The organism is Nitrosomonas sp. Nm132, assembly GCF_900100485.1.
Classification (GTDB): Bacteria; Pseudomonadota; Gammaproteobacteria; order Burkholderiales; family Nitrosomonadaceae; genus Nitrosomonas.
Genome location: NZ_FNDH01000008.1, coordinates 87,913 through 108,162, shown reverse-complemented (window position 1 = coordinate 108,162; position 20,250 = coordinate 87,913). Strand labels below are relative to the sequence as shown.

Here is a 20,250-nt window from a genome sequence, read left to right as displayed (position 1 = left end):
ACACCGGGTTGACGGCCATCTCTTCATCACGGTCTTAGCTTACCAGTTGGTGCAAATCATTCGTCGGCAATTGCAGGCACAAGGCATCAAGGCGCGCTGGCGCAGTTTGCGTGATATTTTGTCCGTACAACAGCGGGTGACTGCCTCTTTCCGGTGTGCCGATGGCCGCACTTTGCATGTGCGCAAGGCTACACGTACGGAGCCGGAACTGGCCGCTATCTACCAGGCGCTAAACTTAGATCCGCTAGCAGGAGGAGTTATCAAGACATACGTATAAGCTTGATGTAACAGAAAAAATCAAATGTAGTGCCTTACGATCATTTTTTGACTTGTAACATCATGATTGTTATGATTTTTTAAAATATGATGTTAAAGATGGGTTAGGGTATCCCAAAAACAGTAGCGGATAAAAGAAATGCACCTGAAGGTGCATTTCTTGAATATTTTAACAATTCGCTCTCTCCTTAAGACTGCTGATTTAAAAGGGCAATATTGCATCAAGTGACAACAAGACCTGATCGTTATTACCGCCAAATGGTCTATAGGCTGACCCATGAAGTGGGTCTGCCACATCGTAGCGAAAGTTTGGACGAATGTTCAACTGCCGCAGGCTATTGGTAAAATTGAACATGCTTGCCGGCTTCCAATTCAAACCCAGTGTTACTGCATAATAATCAGCAGGTGTGCTCGTAGCAAGTTGGGTTGCGCCGCCCAAAGCGTAGCTCTGGCCCAGGTGATTAGTCGCAGCGGCAACCCTACCTGGTGAAAATACACGGAAGCCATCCCTGTCGCGGAACCACTCACCCCGCACACCCACTGATAAGTTAGATGTCACATCATAATATAAGTGCAGATTAATTCCATACCACTCGGCATTTTTGTTTACATTAGTATAGTGGAGGTTATTGAGCAGGACGTTATCAGCAAAACCATGATCATGTTGCAAAATAAAATGGGTTCTTTCGGTAATCATATGTTTCAGCACGATACTGAACATTCCCCAGAAGCTACTGTTCCGGGTGGAAGTTGTACTCCCAGTACCGCTAATATCAAGAGAGGTATTGCCATCATCGCTCGTCCAACTTACACCACCTATCCCGCCCCAGTTGGCCAATTGTTTATCAAAATTACCATCCCAGCCACCTGTAGCACTCCCCGTAAGCGCTCCAGCCTTCACAGACCAATTATCGGTAATGGCATATTCACTCAATATCCCGGTATGCGTAAAAGGTTCACCATATTGCATGGTGTAAGCGTGGGTATAGAAGAAGTTATTAGGCGCCGGAACCGATTCATAACCAATCGATGTATAAAAGTGACCAACTTTTACGTTCAGACCTTTGCTGTCTGTAATTGGTGCATATACTTCTACAAAGGCTTGTGGAAAAGCGATACCATAGGTACGACTAGAGTTACAACAAATATCAAGATCCCAGTTGCCCCTGTCACTTAAAGGTCTCCCATTATTTACATCAAATGCGGGGCTCCCAAAAGCTTGCGCGAAAATAGCATCCGTACCGAACAGAAAATCAGCCCGGAAACCTATATCCCATGAACTCCCTTCTGACACTACAGGCCGTTCAATGAACAAATTAAGCTGGTTTAACTGGAACCGGTTAGCTTGATCTGCAAAGGTAACAGGACCGTTAAATCCATCGGTCTGATACGGATTAAAAGTTGCTCCGCCATGAATCCAGCCACCAACTTTAAGACCATATTGATCAAGAAAATTCATGACGGTATTTGCTTGAACAGCCGTTGAATTCATACCAAATAATAACAATCCCCCAACCGCAGTAAGGATTATCTGATTCTTGTATTTAGAATTAATCCTCATTCTCCCCCTCTTTCCCTGAATTTATTAGTTAGAAACACAAAAAATAAAAAGTTAATAACCTTATTTCGCGCAAGGATTTGACTTTACACATAACACAAGGTCGGGTCAATGTGGAATCTCTCTGACATAAACCAGCTTGAACTACCGAGGCCCGGAATCAGTAGGATAGACAGCGTAACAGTCAATATAAAGACGAAATTGGAACTTTAATTCTTATGTAAATTGAGAAGCCTTAGGATAAGACAGCAGGAAAAGAAGCGCAAAGAAAGAGAAATTACATCAAAGATGTAATCTTAAAATGCAGAAGTACTTGGTATGATCGATTTTTAAGGAGTAAGTGGGTGAGAAATGTCTTATTTATAGAAAATTATCACTATGCATGATATCAAAATTTTTCTCCGATTGTTACCGGAAAAAAGTTTAAGACTTTGATGCTGGATACATCACCCCTGACCCTGACTAAGAATATGCTTTAGCAGCCCCTCATTAGCATCTTCCACTAAATCAAGCACCATTTCAAATCCATGACTTCCACCATAATAAGGATCCGCTATTTCCTGATAACTGTCCCATTGACTGCTGTATCGCATTAGTAAATCAAGCTTGTGGCTATATTGTTGCGGGCAGCGATCGTGAAGTACAGCAAGATTGTTTTTATCCATTGCCAGGATGTAGTGAAACTCTTCAAAATCATTCGGTTCTACGGTGCGAGCACGCAACTCCCGCATGTTATACCCTCTTGTCAGTGCCACTTTTTGTGCACGCTTATCAGGGGGCTCATCGATATGGTAAGCGTGCGTGCCAGCCGAATCGACGTAAATCTGCTTCTCCAAACCGGCAGCTCTGACTTGATGCTTAAACACCGCATCTGCAGTAGGTGATCTGCAAATATTACCCATACAAACAAAGAGAACTTTAATTTTTTCGTTTTGATTCATTTTTTCTGCTACTTGTTTTAATAATATAAAATCTTTTCTTATTATACTCATCGCACATGAAATTTCTGCACTCAGACGCTACCGATAATTTGGAAATTATCAATTAACAAATACGCGCAATTCTAGTTTGTAATGATCTGATGCTATCCGATGCTGTAAAAAAGCTTCTATTGGTCTGCGTAGGATGTAAACCATAACGGGGATGTAGTTGCGAAACTGTTTCATCTTCACGAATTGCTGCCAGTGCTACTTTTGCCTTGAATTCACTGAAATATTGTTTGCGTTTCTTGCCCATGCTCATCGCTCTCCCCTATGAGTATCACCAAAGTTTGACGGCCTGTCCAGTTTTGGGGTATCACTTCAATCTGCCGTATGTTTTCCCAATTTCTTCTAGACACAACATGATGAATTACTGGTAATCCAAGTTATTGCTACAGAATGCCATGATATCCGCCAAGATTGACATGTAATAACGATTGACAAGAAACTTAGGTTTATGGCTTCTTAGCTCATTCTTCCAATGGGAAAACAGAAAGTAGAGTAACCACCATGTGATTGGGTACTTATTTTTTTGACTAAGATTCCCATAATAAGCTTTTAAAAAAATATCAAAAATATCCGCTATACCTATATCGCGAGTAAGTACCTTTATTTGATGTCGTTTAAGTAACAGGTCAACAACAAACTGAGCGATGTCCATAGCACTGGGATTATTGAATCGAGGACTAAAATCAATTCCATACACTCGTCCATCTGATGTAATGATTAAATTTGATGCTTTAAAATCACCATGAAGTGGCACATGTCTCTCTGTAAGTTTATTGATTTTATTTAAAGTAGATTGCATAAACCCTAATGCTAAAACTACAGTTGGGGTGCTATTGATTAGAAAACCGAGGTCTAATTCCAATTGCCGCAGCATTGTTAAGTAATCGCTTCCCTGACTACACAAATGCGCAATAGGCGCCTCATGCAGGCCTCGCAGCCAAGTCGCCGAGGCACTTAGACAATCCTCAAAAGATTGCCTGTTTTCTGAGCGAAGTAGTCGCTCATCTATAGACTCTCCTTCAACAAATTCTCTAGAGAATGAATAGTTTTCAGCAGAATAATTATAAGCGCGGGGTAGCAAAAAAGGGTACCCAACTCTAATACCCCCATCTAACTTTCTGAGCATTTGATACTCAGATAAAACAGCATTAGACTCAGTCTTAAGTGAACGATTTCTTTTGAGAAACTGTTTAGCATTACACTTTAGACAAATTACATTAGCTATAAATGAATTGCTACGCTTACTGCAGGATAGAATTCGCCATCCTAGACAACTGCCGCACGCGTAGCAAGGGAGGTTCCAGAAAGAATAATTTTTACAGCTCCAACGTAATAACGTTGTTCTCATTTAATCGATTCTCTCAGCAATAAATATAAACTACTTCACATTAAAAGATTGAGACGCTTGCGCGCTCTATTAGTAATGGGAAATAAACAGACTCGGGGTGGCCGAATATTATCTTCTTATCCAGCGCCTAAGATACTGACAGGGTGAACCCAGCAAATGATTAATCACGATTCTTTTTCGTACAACTGACGTGATCTCACGTCAAAATGCCATCAGCTCCTTAGGAGAAAATGCATTAAAACACGCGTACAAATAGCAGCTTTAAATTGTTGATCATTCCTGGTTAATTCGAATACATCCATAACTTCAGTATTACCGCGGCCACCATAACCGAAGAGCCGCTCTTTTGCTACCTCAAGCATCTCTGCAGAAATATCTGCCCCATGAATTCTTAATCCTGATTTTAAAAGTTCTTTAGCTAAACGAGCGGTGCCACAGAGAAAATCCAAAACGACCGCATCACGCAGCAAATCCCGTAAACAATCCGATTAATTCTTACATCTAAGGTTCTGTACTTTGTGCGCTTCTGGCTGCATCCCTCTCATTCATTCTTCATACCTTCTCTAAAAAGAATAGAAAAATTAGCATTTTAAAAAATATTAGTTATACAACCTTAAAAACCAACGCGTCAGAGAATGCTTTTTCTAGATGAAACGTATTACGCAGAAAAGATTCAAACATAAGCAGTGTCCACAACGGCGCACTGTAATCCCTCCTTCCCGATTGATGCTGATCAAGCATTTCCTCAATAAAATTCATATTAAAGATACCTGTTTCTGCCAAAGTTTTACTGAGCAAGGATTTGCGCACCCTCTCGCGTAGCTCGCCCCTGAACCATTTCGCCAGCGGCACTGCAAATCCCATTTTATTACGATAAAGCACGTCATCAGGAAGATAATCTTCCAATGCCTTCTTAAGAATGTATTTTCCTTCATGATTATGTAACTTCAAGGAGGCTGGAATCCCAGAAATCCATTCAACCAGTTTGTGATCTAATAGTGGCACGCGCACCTCTAAAGAATGCGCCATGCTAGCACGATCAACTTTAGTCAGAATGTCACCAACGAGATAGGTTTTCATATCCAGGTACTGGATGAGTGATAGCGGATCCTGCGTCGGGCTTTTATCCGCATAACCACGTAATATTTCAACAGCCCGATAGTCTTGCAGACTATTCTTAAAAGATGGACTGAACAAACGCTGACGCATTTTATCGTCCATAATGGATACACTATGAAAATAGCCTTCTACTGAATCACGCGCCAAGGTTTCAAAAGTAGCCTTGGCACGCAAAAATCTTGGTGCCCAATCTGCCTTGGGATAAAGGTACCCTAACAAGCCAAACAAAGGTTTACGCAACCCAATAGGTAATCTGGATCTCAATTGTTCTTCGTACATATGCCAACGATAACGGCGATATCCAGCGAAATTTTCATCCCCTCCATCACCAGATAACGCAACAGTTACTCGCTTTCTGGCAAGCGCACAGACTCGGTAAGTTGGCATAGCCGAACTATCGGCAAAAGGCTCATCATATAATGACGCCAATTTGTCAATAAGATCAAAGTCATCCTGTTCTACTTGATCAACATAATGGCAAGTATGATAGCGCTCAGCCACTTTCTGGGCATAGTCTGATTCATCGAAGGCTGGATCAGAAAAAGAAATCGAGCAGGTATTAACGGGATCCTTCATTAACCCTCCCATCATGGCGACGACAGCGCTGGAATCCACTCCTCCCGAAAGAAAAGCCCCCAAGGGTACTTCGCTCATGAGATGACTACCGACAGCTTCGCGCAGTCGGATAATCAGCTCATCCTGAATTTCTCGTTCTTCCATCGCGCCATGTAACTGAAATGGAATATCCCAATATTGGCGAGGTTGCAACGACTGCTGGCCACTTTGTAGCGTCAAGATATGACCCGGTAGAAGCTTATGCGCATGCCTAAAAATGGTTTTGGGTTCAGGGATATATCCATAGGCAAAGTAATCTTCAATTGCCCGTGCATCCATTTCTCTTACGAAGTCAGGATGAGCAAGTAGCGCTTTAAGCTCGGATGCGAAAATGAATAATCCGTTGGCTAGTAATGCATAATAGAGCGGCTTGATGCCCAGCCTATCACGGGCCACAAAAAGCGTATCTCGATTACGATCCCACAAACCAAAAGCAAACATACCACGAAATCGATTGACACATTGCTCGCCCCATTCTTCCCAGCCATGCACAATTACCTCAGTATCACAATGTGTGCGAAAATGATGGCCTAGTTCGGCAAGCTCTTTAGCCAGCTCTTGATAATTGTATATTTCACCATTAAAAACCACGACAACACTACCATCTTCGTTAAAAAGAGGTTGCTGCCCACTGGAAACATCCATTATGGATAAGCGACGATGACCCAGACCAATACCCGGCTCGGTATATAATTCTCCCTCATCTGGTCCACGATGAACCTGGGTCTGATTCATGCCATTAAGCAGTTGCCGGCTGATTTCATTTTTACTGTGCGTATCAAATATGCCCACGATTCCGCACATGATCATTTCCCCTTCATATTTATTCTCTCTTTACCGACCCCTTCTACCAGCCAGCAAATCTTTGTTTCATAATCCAAGAACTCTATCATAGACCTTAAGATAACTGTTGGTCATCGCATCCATACTAAAACCACACTCAATCAGCTGACGTGCAGCATATCCATGTCTTGTAAGCAGATCCTGGTTTCTATAATATTCAAATATCGCCTCAGCCAGTATTTCAGGATCTCCTGGCGGTATGAGCTTTCCAGTTTGATCCTCTTTTACCAGCTCGATATTTCCCCCAACTTTGGTTGCTACTACTGGCAGACTGCTAGACATTGCCTCGAGAATAGTATTGGAAATTCCTTCACCCAACGATGGCAGCACAAATAGATCCATAACGCGCATTAATTCAGGGATATCGGTACGCTCGCCAGGAAGCCAGGCTAAATCCTCAGCCTTTGCACTACGTAGCATTGTAATGCATTTTTCTCGCGCTTCTCCCTCCCCCACAATGAGAAGTCGCAACCGCTTGCTTGCTTCTGGAATCCTGTTCAACATTAGCAAGAAGGCCTGAACCAAATTAGGATAGTCCTTTACCTCGGCCATTCTCCCAACACTCCCAATGACAAAAGAATTCTTATTGATAAAGCCATGAGGAGTAGCTATAGGAGGGAGATCGAAGTTTGGGCAGAAGCGTAAGCTATCCACACCGTTATAAATTTGATCAATGTCGCTTGGATTTACTTTTACCGTATTAATTAACCATTTTTCCAGATCTTTACTGACAGCAATAAAATGATTGATAAAAGGACAAATTGCTTTTCTCAATAAATTATATTTACGACTCTTACCCTCAAGATCAAAGATATCCCGACCATGCTCTCCGTGCACACGGGCTTTTACTCCTGCCAAAGCAGCAAGGATCTGCCCTTCCATCGTGGCAAGATTACGAGTATGCACAATATCCGGCTTAAGTTGCTTGAATAACTTAAAAAGATTGGAGTAAACCTTAAAATCACTCCCCTCACGCTTATTCAGCGCAATAATTACCACATCTCTTCTTTTGATTCGCCGATGAAAATCAGAATATCCTTTGAGGCATATAATGGCATGTCGGTAGCGCTCTGGAGGGATAGTATTAATCAGATTCACCAAACCATTTTCTAACCCGCCGACACCGAGATGATGAATAACATGTGCAATAAGAGGCGGATTACTGGTATTCATAAGAATCTAACTAGGCATAAAAACATGGGTATAGTTAGCAATTACTCGTTATTAATGAAATATTATGGTAGTAATACTGACCATTATATTCACTCCTCATTGGAGAGCTGTGCAGTTTGAAGTCCCCTAACTATTACTGGCAGCATGTCATCAAGAAAATCTTGGAGCACTACCGCTGCCTCCTCTAGATGATCATTGTAAGAAGTCGTAATAATGACTTCAGCCCCATCATCGCCATTTCCCAGGAATTTATTCATGGCAAGAATAGCTTTCGCAAAATAGGGATTGGCTGTTTGCTTATTACCCAACCAGTACCATCTCCATACCAATAAATTTGTAGTATACGACTGCAATTGACTCTGATTGATCGTTAACGCATTGGAGTCAAGCGATATATGACGTTTAGTATTGCCAATATTACGCCAGCCTGAATATTTATCAGAGACAAGTACGTTCCCATAATTAATTAGCTCTGCCCCCTGATTCTGTTTATGGTAATAGGTAATATGGACGCTTACTGATTGATCTGCATGCTTAAAATGATAAAGAAATTTACGAGGCTCACCAATATAGCTAGGAGTCCAATCAAAAGACAGATCTTGATTAACCTCCCATTTTCCCAATGGATCTATAATCCCAACCTCAGGAATCAAGTTGTTCTCAGTAGTAGTATTCAGATAACTCGCATAAGCTGGCCAAATTAGTATAGTGACCCCCACCAGGCTTGCTGCAAACCACATGCTGTTAAGTGAAATATTATCAGCTTGAGGATTAGCAACTTGATTCTCATTTTTAGTCTTATTCTCCAACCCGTCTTCCCGCCAAAACGAACCAATCCAGAATAACAGCATCATGACTAAACCAAAGAATACCCAGCCATAGACCAAATGATCAACACCAACAGCCAATTGCATATTACTGAGATGCCCTGTCATCACAATCAAATACGCCCGCATTCCATTGGCAACAATCGGCACAACAATAGAAAGTACAATAAAAAATATGCGTTTTACTAAACTCCGATAAGTAAGATAAGCATAGAGCGTGCCCAGTGTTACCGATGCAATCAAATAACGCAAACCACTACAAGCCTCTACTACAGACCAATTACCACTAGAAAGACTAAAAAAACTCCCTTCACGATAAACAGGAATTCCTGTCATCTGCAATGCAGTGACTGTAAAATCTGCTGTGAAATCGATTAATGGCGGAATGAGCGCTTCACCAAATGGAACAGCAAAAAAAAGATAAGCGAGCGGAAAAGCGATAGCCCAAGCTAATCGATGCCCCATAATGATGCATACTGCGACAGGAATCATCGCTATCAAAGCATACTGTTCAACTACTAGCACACTCGCCAGCGTGGCCAATAGCCAACCAAATCCGAGTATTCCCAGTACGAATAACCATCCAAAACTTGGTTGATATTTCAATAGACTAAGATTATCACGCTGCTTCCAGATCATATAAACGCTAAAAGGAAGAATCAAGAAGCCATGCGCATAAGTATCCGATCTGATCCAGGTTGAAATGATCGACCACGTCACCTCGTGATACACACTCAGTATCAGAATAATCACGAGAGATGTAACAAAAGCAGAGATCTTCTGTTTTTTTACTAAAGTGCTCACTGCAATTTCTGATGGAAGTTGCACGCTCATAGTATTCTGAATATTATTAATATCGATATTAACAAGAAATTAACGAACTAATATCTCATCCCTTAAGTCGTTTCTTCTATTCCCAGTAAACAAAGCATCTATTCTGGCCAAGCTCTCTGCCCAATTATAATCTTTCAATACCCTTGACCTTGCAGCTCCACCAGTATCTTTACTCACGTTATTTTGGAATAGCAGAATAATCTGATCAATAAATTGACCTGCATCACTAGCGACGAATAACTCTATCTCAGGAACAGCATAGATACCTTCCATTGCTTGAGGAGAAACAATGACAATTTTCTCCATTGCCATTGCTTCTAGCACTTTATTCTGGATGCCCCGCGCTACACGTAAAGGCGCTACCGCCATCGACGCATAAGCCATATAAGGTCGAATATCCTCTACAGCACCCGTTACAGTAATGCCAGGTAAGCTAGCCAGCGCCATAACCTCTCGGGATGGTCTGGCACCCACAACATAAAATTCCACTTGAGGCAACTGCGCGCGAACTGCAGGAAAAACAGCATGTGAAAACCAGCTTACAGCGTCAACATTTGGCCAATAATCCATGGCGCCAGTAAATACAAGTACTCTCGCTCCTTCTGAGTATGGATTGTCATAACGAAGATAAGGTGAAAAAAAGTCAGTATCTACTCCATTATTAAAGAAGACTGTTTTATCAGTGACTTCCGGCACAAGTTGCTTGAATAAATCCGCCTCTTTCTCAGAAACAAAAGTGACATAATCACAATCTTTGGCAACCTGCTTCTCGTAAGCAAGTAATAATTTAGCTTCTCGTCGGTAGATCCAGTTCTGAGGCCAAGATTTAGCTGATGCATACTGACGCCATTTATCTGAATCAACATCAACGAAATCAACGATGTGATCACAATCTTTAGCGTGATCAATATATTGCGCCATTGCCGAAGAAAAAATTAAGATATGATCAATGGATTCTTTACTAAGCCGCTCATTTACCCAAGCCTGGAGATGCTGATTATAATAATAAGTTAAGGTAAGGGGTGTATTTGAAAACAAGGTGAAGAGGCTGCGTATACGAGCAGTAAATGGGTCAAGTTTAATAAAGCAGGTATCTTCACAGAAAGATTTGACCTGATCTACATATTGCCAGTCCTGCTCATCATCTATAAATGTCCCTAAGTAAACTCGGTAACGTTCACTGAGATGCTGCAACAGATGATAGGAACGTATTTTATCTCCCTTGTTTGGTGGATAAGGAATTCGGTGTGTTAGATAAAGCAATGCTTGCATTAATCTAGCCCAAGTTCCTCACGATATACGGCCCAATCAGATTCGCTAATGATAAAGGAAGCTTTTGCCAAGCTTTAATGAAAAGGTGATATTTGGGATTTAATGGATTATGGTTAGGCAGCGCTTTTGTCTGATGAAGCTGGCACTCGTAATAAAGTGATTGTGGCTCAAACCCCCAATTTTTCTTAAAGCTGAAAGAACCTGTGCCACGCTTACTGCGTCCGAAATCGAAAATCTTATAACCATGTTCACAAGCACGTCGCATTAACTCCCAATACATAAAGTCATTTGCTGCCAAATCTCGTGCTTCATCAGTTCCTCCTCCGTAATAGGGCAAAACCTCATCACGAAAATAAAAGCTCATGACAGCGCTCACTACTTTATTCTCATGGGTGATAATCATTAATTCACAATCTTCAGCAAAAATTGCTTTGAGTAAGCGAAAATAATTCTTTGAGAATACTGGCGTTCCCAACCGATGCACACTCACAGAATAAGCATGAAAAAATTGTTCGATATCCTCATCAATGCAACTTTGTAATCCATTTTTAGCACCCTTTCGTACCATTGCACGCTGCTTACGAGGAATAGCCAGCATGTTTTTTTCCACGTCAGGATCAATTTCTTTACGGAAAGTTACGTAAAGATCTTTGGCTGGCCAATCTGTGTGAAATGGCTTGAGATTTCTATACTCGAGATAATCTACCTTCAATCGGGCAGCTAGCCTTTGAGCAGTCTGATCAAGCACCAGTCTCGCTGCTTCGGAGCTAGCCGCTATTCCACCATAAACACAAAATGGTAATGAACTAAGCGAATGCCCAAAAAGGTAGCTATTAATTTCTACCAAAGGTAGTACGCCATCTATTTCTCCGTTGATTTCCGCATAGAGGAACCACGTCTTATGCCCAAAAGCTTTTTCAATAACCTGTTGCCAGCCCGCTCGATGAAAGAAAGTGGCCTCTGAACAGGTTATTACGAATGTATCCCATGCTATTACAACATCTGCCTGTAATAAATAGACACTGGGAATATCAGCAAATAATGGGGCTTTAATCTGTTGAGGAAATACAACATCCGCTGTACTCATTCTGCCTCATCCAGAAAAATTTGATCCATACGTCCCCAGTTAAAATCATTGATTAGCAATTTGATCCGCTTTTCCATGCAATCAAGATTCAGATAATGACGAAAACGGGTTTTGGCACTAATACCCTTCTGACGGGGTTGCTCAGGATCCATCTCCCATGGATGAAAATAAAAGATCGCAGGGCGATGATCATGATTGTTCACTTTATGAATAAACCAGCGTGAAACAGAATAAGGCCATAATCGGAAATACCCCCCACCCCCCGCAGGAAAGTTACGTCCGAACAGACTAACAGTCGTCACTGGTAACTCCAGTAATTTCTTGGTTGGACTAGGATAAAAGGCAAAACGGGGTGCATCTGGCATACCATAGTGATCATGATACACGGGATAGATACTGGAGCTATATCGATAGCCCGCTTCTTCAAGTAAATCAAATGCCCAGAGATTTTGGCTATTTATTGAGAAACTAGGTGCGCGATAGCCCCATACTGGGCTACCTCCAATATCCTCGAGCAATTTTTTACTATGAATAATATCCTTACGAAATTGAGCAAATCCTAGTTCTGAAACCCGATGATGCTCACAACCATGGCTAGCAAGCTCATGGCCATTCTCAGTGATGCGCCTAACCATGCTCACATAGCGTTTGGCAATCCAACCCAAAGTAAAGAAAGTAGCTTTTATTTGTTTTTCATCCAATAGCATGAGAATACAGTCAATATTCCTCTCTACCCTGCACGGCAAATTTTCCCAGGCTTCTCTCGGTATATGAGAAGCAAATGCAGAAACATGGAAATAATCTTCCACATCGATTGTCATGGCATTACGTATCATTCTAATTTGCCACCCTATGAGACCCGAAACCAAGAAAAACCAAATTAGTAAAAATAATAATAGCTTACTGAAATAGATTTAGCGTTATTTGCTGATATCTTTATCTTTTGTCATGCAGTAGCGGGTTTAAACTCATCTGATTCATCATCAGAGAGAATTGACAGATCAAACTCTTGCTGAATGTCACGAATAACTTCATTTACTTCCACACTACTCAAGGTATGTAATTCTTCTAAGCAACCCATTATCAATAAACGATCACAAAGTGTATTGATTCTGCGGGGAATACCCTTTGTGAAGTTGTAAATTGCGTTAAAAGCATCATCGCGTAGAAAAGGATCGCCAGACCAACCCGCTGTAGTCAAACGATGTTCAATATAAGATTTGGTTTCATCAGTATCCAAAGGACCGAGATGATAGGTCGCGATAACTCTTTGGCGTAATTGCTGCATACTGTTACCAAGCAGAATCTTTCTAAATTCAGGTTGCCCAAGTAAAAATGTTTGCAACAAGAGCTTATCGTCTGTCTGAAAGTTTGAGAGCATTCTCAATTCCTCGAGTGCGCTAGGAGAAAGATTTTGTGCTTCATCTACAAGCAGCAATACTCGTTTTCCCTCTCTATCAGACTGCCGAAAAAATTGCTCAAGTTCAAGCAGAAGAGTCGCTTTAGTAGAATTCAAGTGCGCCAATCCAAAAGCAGCCGCCACCATTCTTAAGATATCTTCCGAGTCCAGATGTGTATTCACTAATTGCACAGCAATAAATTTTTCCCGCTCTAGCTTCTGGAAAAGATGGCGCATCAAAGTTGTTTTACCCGCACCTATCTCGCCTGTAACAATAATAAAGCCATCTTCTTGCGATAACCCATATTCAAGATAGGCCATTGCCCGTTTATGCCCTTTACTGCTGAAAAAGAAATTTGGATCGGGCTTCAGTTGAAATGGCTTGATCTTAAGACCGTAATAAGATAAATACATATAATTTAGATTTGCTTTATGCTATTGATTAGAAATTCATATTCAATGAAGCTGTAACATTATTTGAATTAAAATCGCTATTGCTCTGATTAGAGTTACGCCAATTATGAAAATAGCTAATCATTCCGTTCATATTAGGAGTGATTCGCTTATTCAGGCTAAACATGATGAGTTGATTATCATCTATTCGATCAGATACAAGAAAATCAATTCTAGTAAAGCTATAGTTAATATTGGCACTGGTTTGAGGAGTTAACCTATGGTTCCAGGAGATATTACCGCCTGTTTGGTCTGTATCTCTTGTTAATAGCGCATTTCCTAATCCGATTAATGATACATCCTCCAGAGCTGCTGTGTATGCCCGCCGCTGCAAATTAAATCCCCTCAACAGAAGAGTATTTTTACTGCCCTTGATAGCTAAGAATGCTTGCAGACGTCTCTGTAGAAATAGGCGATTGGTAAGAAAATTATTCGGATCAGAAAAAGTAAAAGGAACACCTTGATTAAGCAAAGCCTCACTATTCTGCGTACTCGAAAGAAGCTGATCCAGCGCACTTGCTGTAGTAATCGCCGACCCAAACAAAGATTGTTGACCAAAAGTAGTAATGTCTTGGTTATAACTCAGGTTCCAGGTAGTTAATCGCGTTCGATGATTCACTGTAGCCAAATAGGTATCACCAAAGAATCTTTGCCCTCCTGAAAGATTAATCTCTGTTCTTTCAGTAGGCGCCCATGCAAAACCAACTGTCCAGGTTGGACCAGATGATTTTCCCCGGACAGAAACAAAACTATTTCGTTCGTAACCACCTGTTGCAATAAGATCAAATTGTGGTGTAACAACATACCTGAGAAGTGCTATAGATCGCTCTAAATCAATTGTTCGAAGCTGATCTCGACGTATTTCTGTATGATTATAGTTAAGCCCCCATTTTAATACCCTAAAATCAGCTCCACTAGCTAAGCGAGCAATCCCGGAATCTGACGAACTACTAAAAGAACCTTGCCCACTTGTATTGACTTCACCATGCACATAACGCAATTCCGCTGATGCGAAATCCTTAAACCGGTGTTTAAAATAAGGACTAACACTATAAGAATTAACATTTCTTCTATTAACCGGATTGGCGTTATCAACTGATTGTGGTCCAAATAAAAAAGCATTTTGCTGAGTCATCCTAGCGAATCCATCAACAAAAAAGCGATCCTCAATTAACTCAGCAGTCGCATTAGCATTGAGTTGATGTCTTATCCTGGAAAACTCACCATGCTCTGCGTAGATGAGGTTATTCATCATGTAGTTAATATTGGTATTAAAGCGACGCCCCTCACCAGTCAATAGAATACCCGGATTAATTTGAGTAATGAAATCACCACCACCCCCTCCTCCTCCCCCCCCTAAGCCTAATCTCAAATTATCAGTGTAGGTCTCCCTCAAATTTAATCGTGGTTTGACCTCCCAGTCAGCTGCAACTGCATGAGAAACCAATAGACTCGCTATAATTAAGTAGATGATCCAGTAAAAAATTCTACAAAAATAGCTATTACTACTGAATAACATCATGAATAATAATAACCATAATAGCCAGTACCAGCCCCGGAAAATGCTCTAGCTTTGTTATAGATTAGATTAACGACATCGCATGATTCGATCTGTCGTAAAGCTTCTTTAACCGTTTGCTGCGTTGTTCTCTCAGCTTCTACCACTAGTACAATTTGACCCATCTGACTCGCGAGAACCCGTGCCTCACTGGTCAATAACAACGGTGGAGAGTCAAAGATAACAATACGGTCTCGATATCGCTGCGCGAGCTCTGTCAAGATGTTTCTCATATTTTGGCTAGCCAATAATTCAGTCGCATGAGGATGTCGTGTGCCTGCAGAAATAATTGTTAGCTTCTCAATGCTCGTTTTTATTAAAATATCTGATACATCGAGATAATCATCGAGAATAATATCCAGTAATCCTTTTTTCTCCGGACTAAAATCCAGTATTCTGGGAATAGAAGGACGTGCCACATCAGCATCTATCAATAAAACTCTGTGATCCCTTTCCATTGCGATGCTCATTGCTAAATTAATGGAGCAAAAACTTTTTCCTTCTCCAGCAAGAGAGCTGGTAACCATGATCAGGTTGCCATTTTTTATTCCGGTATTTTGATTGAAAGCATTTATTAATAATGGTCGCTTGATAAGACGAAACTGCTCAGCAATCTGAGTTTTCCCATGCTGAGGTGTTACAATCCCTAATTGATGTAGTCTATCAAGATTAATAGATATTTGTTTTTGAACGGCCGACACAGCATGAAAATTAACTGGCTCATTCTCATTTCCAGGCATATTTTCATCAGCCTTAGCCGAGCTGTTCGCCTGATCGAGATGAGCACTTGCTGGTGTTTGCGGCGCACGCTCTGTTACAGTCTTCTTTCCAAGCCTATCTGCAGCTCTTTCAATGATGCTCATATTTCCCTCCGTTCACCTCTGTTCTAAGCATAATTCTGTCTCAAAATATATGCTTCACAAGTCCTGATACTACTATTCAAAATTAAAAGAGTTACATGCGTGAAAAGAATGAAAATTTCACATACACCATCAATGCCGTGTATAACACCATCAACAACAATAAGAAAAAGCCAAAAGCGTAGAGGCGATTTCTGCGCTTTAATTTTTCCTGATCTGTCCAGATCATAGGAACAGTTCCTAGTATTGCCAGACCAGTAACCTGTCGCAAATCAGTTTGACTATGAAAAGTAGGGCGAATTTGGCTTACTACAAAAGAAATTCCTATACCAGCAAGTAATGATCCAATAAAAACAAAGGAAAATAGTTTTCTGCGATCAGGACCTGAGGGTGTTTCAGGAACAGTAGGTGGATCAATAATCCTAAATGACATCAAACCTGTAGCAGAGGTCAGTTCACCAGATATCTCAGCAGATGCTCGACGTTCAAGAAGCTTCTCATAATTGGCCTTGTTGACATTGTAGTCACGATTTAGCTGTGTTAATTCTGCTTCAACCGCGGGAACCATTGTACTCATTGATTTAAGCCGCTCAAAACGTCCAGTATATTCAGCAACACGCGCCTCCATTGAAGCAACTACAGCCTCAGCCTCTGTCAATGCAATATTCAGTTGCTGCAACATTGGACTATAGTTTCGACCATGATCACCTCCAGCTCCCATTAGCTCCGCTTCCTCCTTTTTACGTTCTTCAAGTTGAGCGATCAAGCGCTGAGTTGAGACAACATCAGGATGTAGCTCAGTAAAACTTAATCTTAAATTATCCAAATTAAGATGAAGCGCCTGGATTCGCGCATCGATTTCTGGATTTATTATTTTTTCAGATACCACATTATCCGTTTCCAGCAAAAGTACCGTCTCATCCCCACTAATCTGTTTTCTAACAGCATCTCGTGCGCGTTCAGCTTCTTTTAAAGCAAGCTTTGCTTTTTCAAGATCTTCTAAAGCTATCGTTAGTTGTGAATAATAATCTCCACCCTGCCCAGGTAATAATCCAATATTTCTTTGCTTAAAGGCTGTCAATGCGTTTTCTGAAGTGATCAATTTCTCTTCAAATGCCGCAATCTGCTGATCAATAAAGCGTAGCGCCGAAGTGGAATCTTGTTTTTTACCTTCGAGACCACCTTCCACAAAGATAGTGAGAAGTGATTGCACAATTTCCTTTGCGAGTTTTGGATCTTTATTGCTATACGAAATAGTAAAAATATTATCCCGCCCAGCCGCAGCAAGTGTAATTTCCTTCATCAACGCAGTAACGAGTTTGTCATACGCAGCATCATCTGTAATTTTTATGTCAAGATCAACCATACGTGTGATTCTTTCTACATTCGGACGGCTTATAAGAGTACGACTCATTATCGACACTTGTTGCTCTGGATTGGGAGAAACAGTCATACCCGCCATTAGTGGCCTAAGAATATTCTGCGTATCAACGTAAATTCGAGCTGAAGCTTCATAATTATCAGGTAACTGATAGACAACAATCCAACCAAGAATGGCAATAGTCCAAGCAACTGCAATAGAAACCCAACGGTACTTCCATGTCCCTTTAATATAAACTAACAACTGAGCAATTAACTCATCCATGCTGGATCACACTCCATTTTGTACGATTCAATTGAGTCAGAATTTCCTTGGCAATCAAAAGAAACTTTCCGGTATGACTAAGACATCACCTTGATATACAGGAACATTTGCAGTGATATCCCCATCCCGGATTAAATCATTTAACCGAACTCTAAACTGTTGCTGTTTTCCATCAATCATTCGAATGATTCTGGCCCTGTTTCCATCAGCAAAATCGGTAATTCCTCCGACCGCAATGAGAACATCCATTAGCGACATATGTTCACGATAGGGAAGTGATTGTGGATTAGCAGCTTCACCTATCACTCGAATTTGTTCGCTAAAGGGGCCAACAAACCCAGTTATTACAACTGTTACAACAGGCTGTTGAAGATATTTAGATAAAGTTACCTCAATATCGCGAGCCAATTGCGTGGATGTTTTTCCACTTGCAGGCAAATCTTCCACTAATGGTGTAGTAATTTTCCCATCAGGGCGAACTGGAATAGACATAGAAATTTCAGGATTACGCCATACGATAATATCCAAGGTATCACCTGGTCCTATCAGATAATCATGAGGCACCTTCTCTCCTTGAGTACTGAGAAGTGGGTAGGTAGTACAGCCAGTAAGTATAAGTATCGAAAGTAACCCCAAAAAACTAGCTAACCAACTCACAATACAAGTATGCAGAGTATTCACTTGAATTCCTCGTTCTAAAAAATTAAAGACATGCAGATATACAAAATTTTATCGAATATTAATATATAAAATTAAATTCATATCTTATAAATTAAGCATATATACGGAAGTATTTAAAGAAATAAGTATTAATGCTTTTTCCATCTACAGGATATTCTTCAAAATTTTTTATATACATTTAAATCAAACACAAACACTATTTCGCATTCAATAAAATTCAAGAGAATATTGAAAAAAACACTTAAATGCTATATACGTCGGTAATAACATAATGAGCAATTTTTGTCTCATCGCCTAGTAGATTTGAGTTACCTCTCATGTTTCTTCTCTGATCCGATGTATTTTTCCTATCTTTCCATGAATTTCAGGGGATTATGAAAGCAATCATCTATCTTCTGCGGAAACATTGTCATCCAAATAAATTAGATGTTGTAAAAACATAGGCATCGTTTAGGCTTAGCGAACCTGGATAGTATCGAAGTCTACTCTACACAGAATAATTGAGCTTAACCCGAATATTTCATAAATTGGCACGTGCCCTCACTTGCCTTTTGATTAATAAGAAAGATTTTGCTCAGTCGGGTGTATGAATCACTACACCCCTCCTTCTCAAAACTTCCCTATTAATCAAAATCCTGCGTGATCATCACGCGAATTTATGAAATATTCGGATTAAGCCTATCATTTATCACAACTATGCTTTTTTAACTATACCAGATGCTTGCGCAAGAAGTACATTCTGAGCCTCTCTCTTTCAACATGAAACCAATCCGAAGAGGTTTATGGCGCCCTTCTTCACTTTCCTGGAAGAAAAATTCCTTCTTCTGTCTTTGAATACCTATTGTTTATAAAGCGGGTTATAACCGAATTAGGGAATCGGTTACCTACTCAAGCCTATTTGCTTTACGGAAAATACTAAAATCCTTCCTGCAACATCGCTTATCTATATAAAATTACCCTGGTTTCATCATAAGGAAACATTAATGGAGAACAAAGAACGCAACACATCTGAATTGCTCCAGTTAGTAGTCGTACAAACTACTAATGACAAAATGAGCATCGGTGAAATCAAAAATTCTCTCCGTGAGAGAGGATTTGGTATTTTACTTGCCATTGCCGCTTCACCCATTTGCCTTCCTATTCCTGTCCCACCTGGCTATACTACTTTTTTTTCTATTCCACTTTTTATTTTCTCAGTACAAATGATGTGGGGAATGAAATCCCCTTGGCTGCCTGAATGGATAAGTAAAAAGGAGATTAACAAAAAAAATCTGGAAAAATTAATTGAAAAAGCAACACCGTGGCTACGTAAGATTGAAAGTTATCTGCATCCAAGACTTACCTATATCAGCGTACATGCCTGGGAACGAATCATAGGTATATTCTCCTTTATATTTACCATTTCTATCGCTCTTCCCATTCCTTTGGCAAATTTCCCTCCTGGGTGGGGAATTCTTATCATGTCACTAGGTTTACTTAATAAAGATGGATTAACTATTATTGTAGGTATGATAGTTGGCACTATCGGTATAGGAATAACACTTGTGGTTCTTGCACTTATATGGATGGGAGTGTCATTGCCATCTTTTTATTAGCTGTCAATTAATACGTACCGAACGCAAATTTCAAATATGAAGAATCCCTAAAAGCATATTCAGCTTAACCTCCTAATACTATCAGCCACAAATAGCTAATGCGCAAGCTATTTCACGG

At 40.5% G+C, this 20,250-nt stretch carries 18 protein-coding genes; 2 read left to right on the top strand and 16 right to left on the bottom strand.

The features are described from left to right. The coding region (locus BLP80_RS15590; RefSeq protein ID WP_218120387.1) for a hypothetical protein at window positions 1-277 on the top strand (277 nt) is incomplete at its 5' end. A gap of 201 nt (window positions 278-478) precedes the next feature. Here the strand turns inward: BLP80_RS15590 and BLP80_RS05195 are convergent. The 16 genes from BLP80_RS05195 to BLP80_RS05120 form a co-directional block, all read right to left on the bottom strand. Then, window positions 479-1,837 (bottom strand): porin, encoded by a 1,359-nt coding sequence (locus BLP80_RS05195; protein ID WP_090540811.1) that lies wholly within the window; start codon window positions 1,835-1,837, stop codon window positions 479-481. Window positions 1,838-2,280: 443 nt separating this feature from the next. Next, window positions 2,281-2,775, bottom strand: a complete 495-nt coding sequence (locus BLP80_RS05190) for a low molecular weight protein-tyrosine-phosphatase (RefSeq protein ID WP_090540809.1) — start codon at window positions 2,773-2,775, stop codon at window positions 2,281-2,283. 103 nt (window positions 2,776-2,878) lie between these two features. Next, the gene (locus BLP80_RS16585; protein ID WP_143002228.1) at window positions 2,879-3,076 is read right to left on the bottom strand and encodes a hypothetical protein; all 198 of its coding nucleotides are present in this window, start codon (window positions 3,074-3,076) and stop codon (window positions 2,879-2,881) included. Between the two features lie 108 nt (window positions 3,077-3,184). Continuing rightward, window positions 3,185-3,949 carry a hypothetical protein gene (locus BLP80_RS05180; RefSeq protein ID WP_371128810.1) on the bottom strand — a complete coding sequence of 255 codons (765 nt, stop codon included), beginning with the start codon at window positions 3,947-3,949 and terminating at the stop codon, window positions 3,185-3,187. 434 nt (window positions 3,950-4,383) lie between these two features. Continuing rightward, window positions 4,384-4,641, bottom strand: a complete 258-nt coding sequence (locus BLP80_RS05175) for a class I SAM-dependent methyltransferase (RefSeq protein ID WP_090540803.1) — start codon at window positions 4,639-4,641, stop codon at window positions 4,384-4,386. A gap of 133 nt (window positions 4,642-4,774) precedes the next feature. Then, window positions 4,775-6,709: an XrtA/PEP-CTERM system amidotransferase gene (locus BLP80_RS05170; protein ID WP_090540839.1), complete on the bottom strand. Its 1,935-nt coding sequence runs from the start codon at window positions 6,707-6,709 to the stop codon at window positions 4,775-4,777. Window positions 6,710-6,775: 66 nt separating this feature from the next. Further along, window positions 6,776-7,921: a TIGR03088 family PEP-CTERM/XrtA system glycosyltransferase gene (locus BLP80_RS05165; protein ID WP_090540801.1), complete on the bottom strand. Its 1,146-nt coding sequence runs from the start codon at window positions 7,919-7,921 to the stop codon at window positions 6,776-6,778. Between the two features lie 89 nt (window positions 7,922-8,010). Continuing rightward, window positions 8,011-9,582: an exosortase A gene (xrtA, locus tag BLP80_RS05160; RefSeq protein WP_090540799.1), complete on the bottom strand. Its 1,572-nt coding sequence runs from the start codon at window positions 9,580-9,582 to the stop codon at window positions 8,011-8,013. A 39-nt stretch (window positions 9,583-9,621) separates the two neighbouring features. Then, window positions 9,622-10,854, bottom strand: a complete 1,233-nt coding sequence (locus BLP80_RS05155; RefSeq protein WP_090540797.1) for a TIGR03087 family PEP-CTERM/XrtA system glycosyltransferase — start codon at window positions 10,852-10,854, stop codon at window positions 9,622-9,624. Window positions 10,855-10,858: 4 nt separating this feature from the next. Continuing rightward, window positions 10,859-11,941: a FemAB family XrtA/PEP-CTERM system-associated protein gene (locus tag BLP80_RS05150; RefSeq protein WP_090540795.1), complete on the bottom strand. Its 1,083-nt coding sequence runs from the start codon at window positions 11,939-11,941 to the stop codon at window positions 10,859-10,861. Then, entirely contained in the window at window positions 11,938-12,777 is an 840-nt protein-coding gene (locus BLP80_RS05145; protein ID WP_090540793.1) for an XrtA system polysaccharide deacetylase, read from the bottom strand. Before BLP80_RS05145 ends, BLP80_RS05150 begins: the two co-directional genes overlap by 4 nt. Window positions 12,778-12,887: 110 nt before the next feature. After that, the gene (locus tag BLP80_RS05140; RefSeq protein WP_090540790.1) at window positions 12,888-13,754 is read right to left on the bottom strand and encodes an XrtA/PEP-CTERM system-associated ATPase; all 867 of its coding nucleotides are present in this window, start codon (window positions 13,752-13,754) and stop codon (window positions 12,888-12,890) included. Between the two features lie 28 nt (window positions 13,755-13,782). Continuing rightward, complete coding sequence (locus tag BLP80_RS05135) at window positions 13,783-15,312, bottom strand: TIGR03016 family PEP-CTERM system-associated outer membrane protein (RefSeq protein WP_256324966.1); 1,530 nt, start codon at window positions 15,310-15,312, stop codon at window positions 13,783-13,785. Next, window positions 15,312-16,214: an XrtA-associated tyrosine autokinase gene (locus BLP80_RS05130; RefSeq protein ID WP_090540787.1), complete on the bottom strand. Its 903-nt coding sequence runs from the start codon at window positions 16,212-16,214 to the stop codon at window positions 15,312-15,314. The genes BLP80_RS05135 and BLP80_RS05130 overlap by 1 nt, the downstream gene beginning before the upstream one ends. A gap of 91 nt (window positions 16,215-16,305) precedes the next feature. After that, complete coding sequence (locus BLP80_RS05125) at window positions 16,306-17,856, bottom strand: XrtA system polysaccharide chain length determinant (protein ID WP_090540785.1); 1,551 nt, start codon at window positions 17,854-17,856, stop codon at window positions 16,306-16,308. A gap of 54 nt (window positions 17,857-17,910) precedes the next feature. Further along, the gene (locus BLP80_RS05120) at window positions 17,911-18,513 is read right to left on the bottom strand and encodes an XrtA/PEP-CTERM system exopolysaccharide export protein (protein WP_371128811.1); all 603 of its coding nucleotides are present in this window, start codon (window positions 18,511-18,513) and stop codon (window positions 17,911-17,913) included. A gap of 1,007 nt (window positions 18,514-19,520) precedes the next feature. On the opposite strand from BLP80_RS05120, the gene BLP80_RS05115 reads away from it, so the two are divergent. After that, window positions 19,521-20,132 carry an exopolysaccharide biosynthesis protein gene (locus BLP80_RS05115; RefSeq protein WP_090540782.1) on the top strand — a complete coding sequence of 204 codons (612 nt, stop codon included), beginning with the start codon at window positions 19,521-19,523 and terminating at the stop codon, window positions 20,130-20,132. Window positions 20,133-20,250: the final 118 nt, after the last annotated feature.

Bases quoted from the DNA above. Each gene is read 5' to 3' on its own strand.
- BLP80_RS05135 (WP_256324966.1), bottom strand. From the start codon at position 15,312: ATGTTATTCAGTAGTAATAGCTATTTTTGTAGAATTTTTTACTGGATC.
- xrtA (WP_090540799.1), bottom strand. From the start codon at position 9,582: ATGAGCGTGCAACTTCCATCAGAAATTGCAGTGAGCACTTTAGTAAAA.
- BLP80_RS05165 (WP_090540801.1), bottom strand. From the start codon at position 7,921: ATGAATACCAGTAATCCGCCTCTTATTGCACATGTTATTCATCATCTC.
- BLP80_RS05195 (WP_090540811.1), bottom strand. From the start codon at position 1,837: ATGAGGATTAATTCTAAATACAAGAATCAGATAATCCTTACTGCGGTT.
- BLP80_RS05130 (WP_090540787.1), bottom strand. From the start codon at position 16,214: ATGAGCATCATTGAAAGAGCTGCAGATAGGCTTGGAAAGAAGACTGTA.
- BLP80_RS05125 (WP_090540785.1), bottom strand. From the start codon at position 17,856: ATGGATGAGTTAATTGCTCAGTTGTTAGTTTATATTAAAGGGACATGG.
- BLP80_RS05145 (WP_090540793.1), bottom strand. From the start codon at position 12,777: ATGATACGTAATGCCATGACAATCGATGTGGAAGATTATTTCCATGTT.
- BLP80_RS05170 (WP_090540839.1), bottom strand. From the start codon at position 6,709: ATGTGCGGAATCGTGGGCATATTTGATACGCACAGTAAAAATGAAATC.
- BLP80_RS05180 (WP_371128810.1), bottom strand. From the start codon at position 3,949: ATGCTCAGAAAGTTAGATGGGGGTATTAGAGTTGGGTACCCTTTTTTG.
- BLP80_RS05115 (WP_090540782.1), top strand. From the start codon at position 19,521: ATGGAGAACAAAGAACGCAACACATCTGAATTGCTCCAGTTAGTAGTC.
- BLP80_RS05140 (WP_090540790.1), bottom strand. From the start codon at position 13,754: ATGTATTTATCTTATTACGGTCTTAAGATCAAGCCATTTCAACTGAAG.
- BLP80_RS05190 (WP_090540809.1), bottom strand. From the start codon at position 2,775: ATGAATCAAAACGAAAAAATTAAAGTTCTCTTTGTTTGTATGGGTAAT.
- BLP80_RS05155 (WP_090540797.1), bottom strand. From the start codon at position 10,854: ATGCAAGCATTGCTTTATCTAACACACCGAATTCCTTATCCACCAAAC.
- BLP80_RS16585 (WP_143002228.1), bottom strand. From the start codon at position 3,076: ATGAGCATGGGCAAGAAACGCAAACAATATTTCAGTGAATTCAAGGCA.
- BLP80_RS05150 (WP_090540795.1), bottom strand. From the start codon at position 11,941: ATGAGTACAGCGGATGTTGTATTTCCTCAACAGATTAAAGCCCCATTA.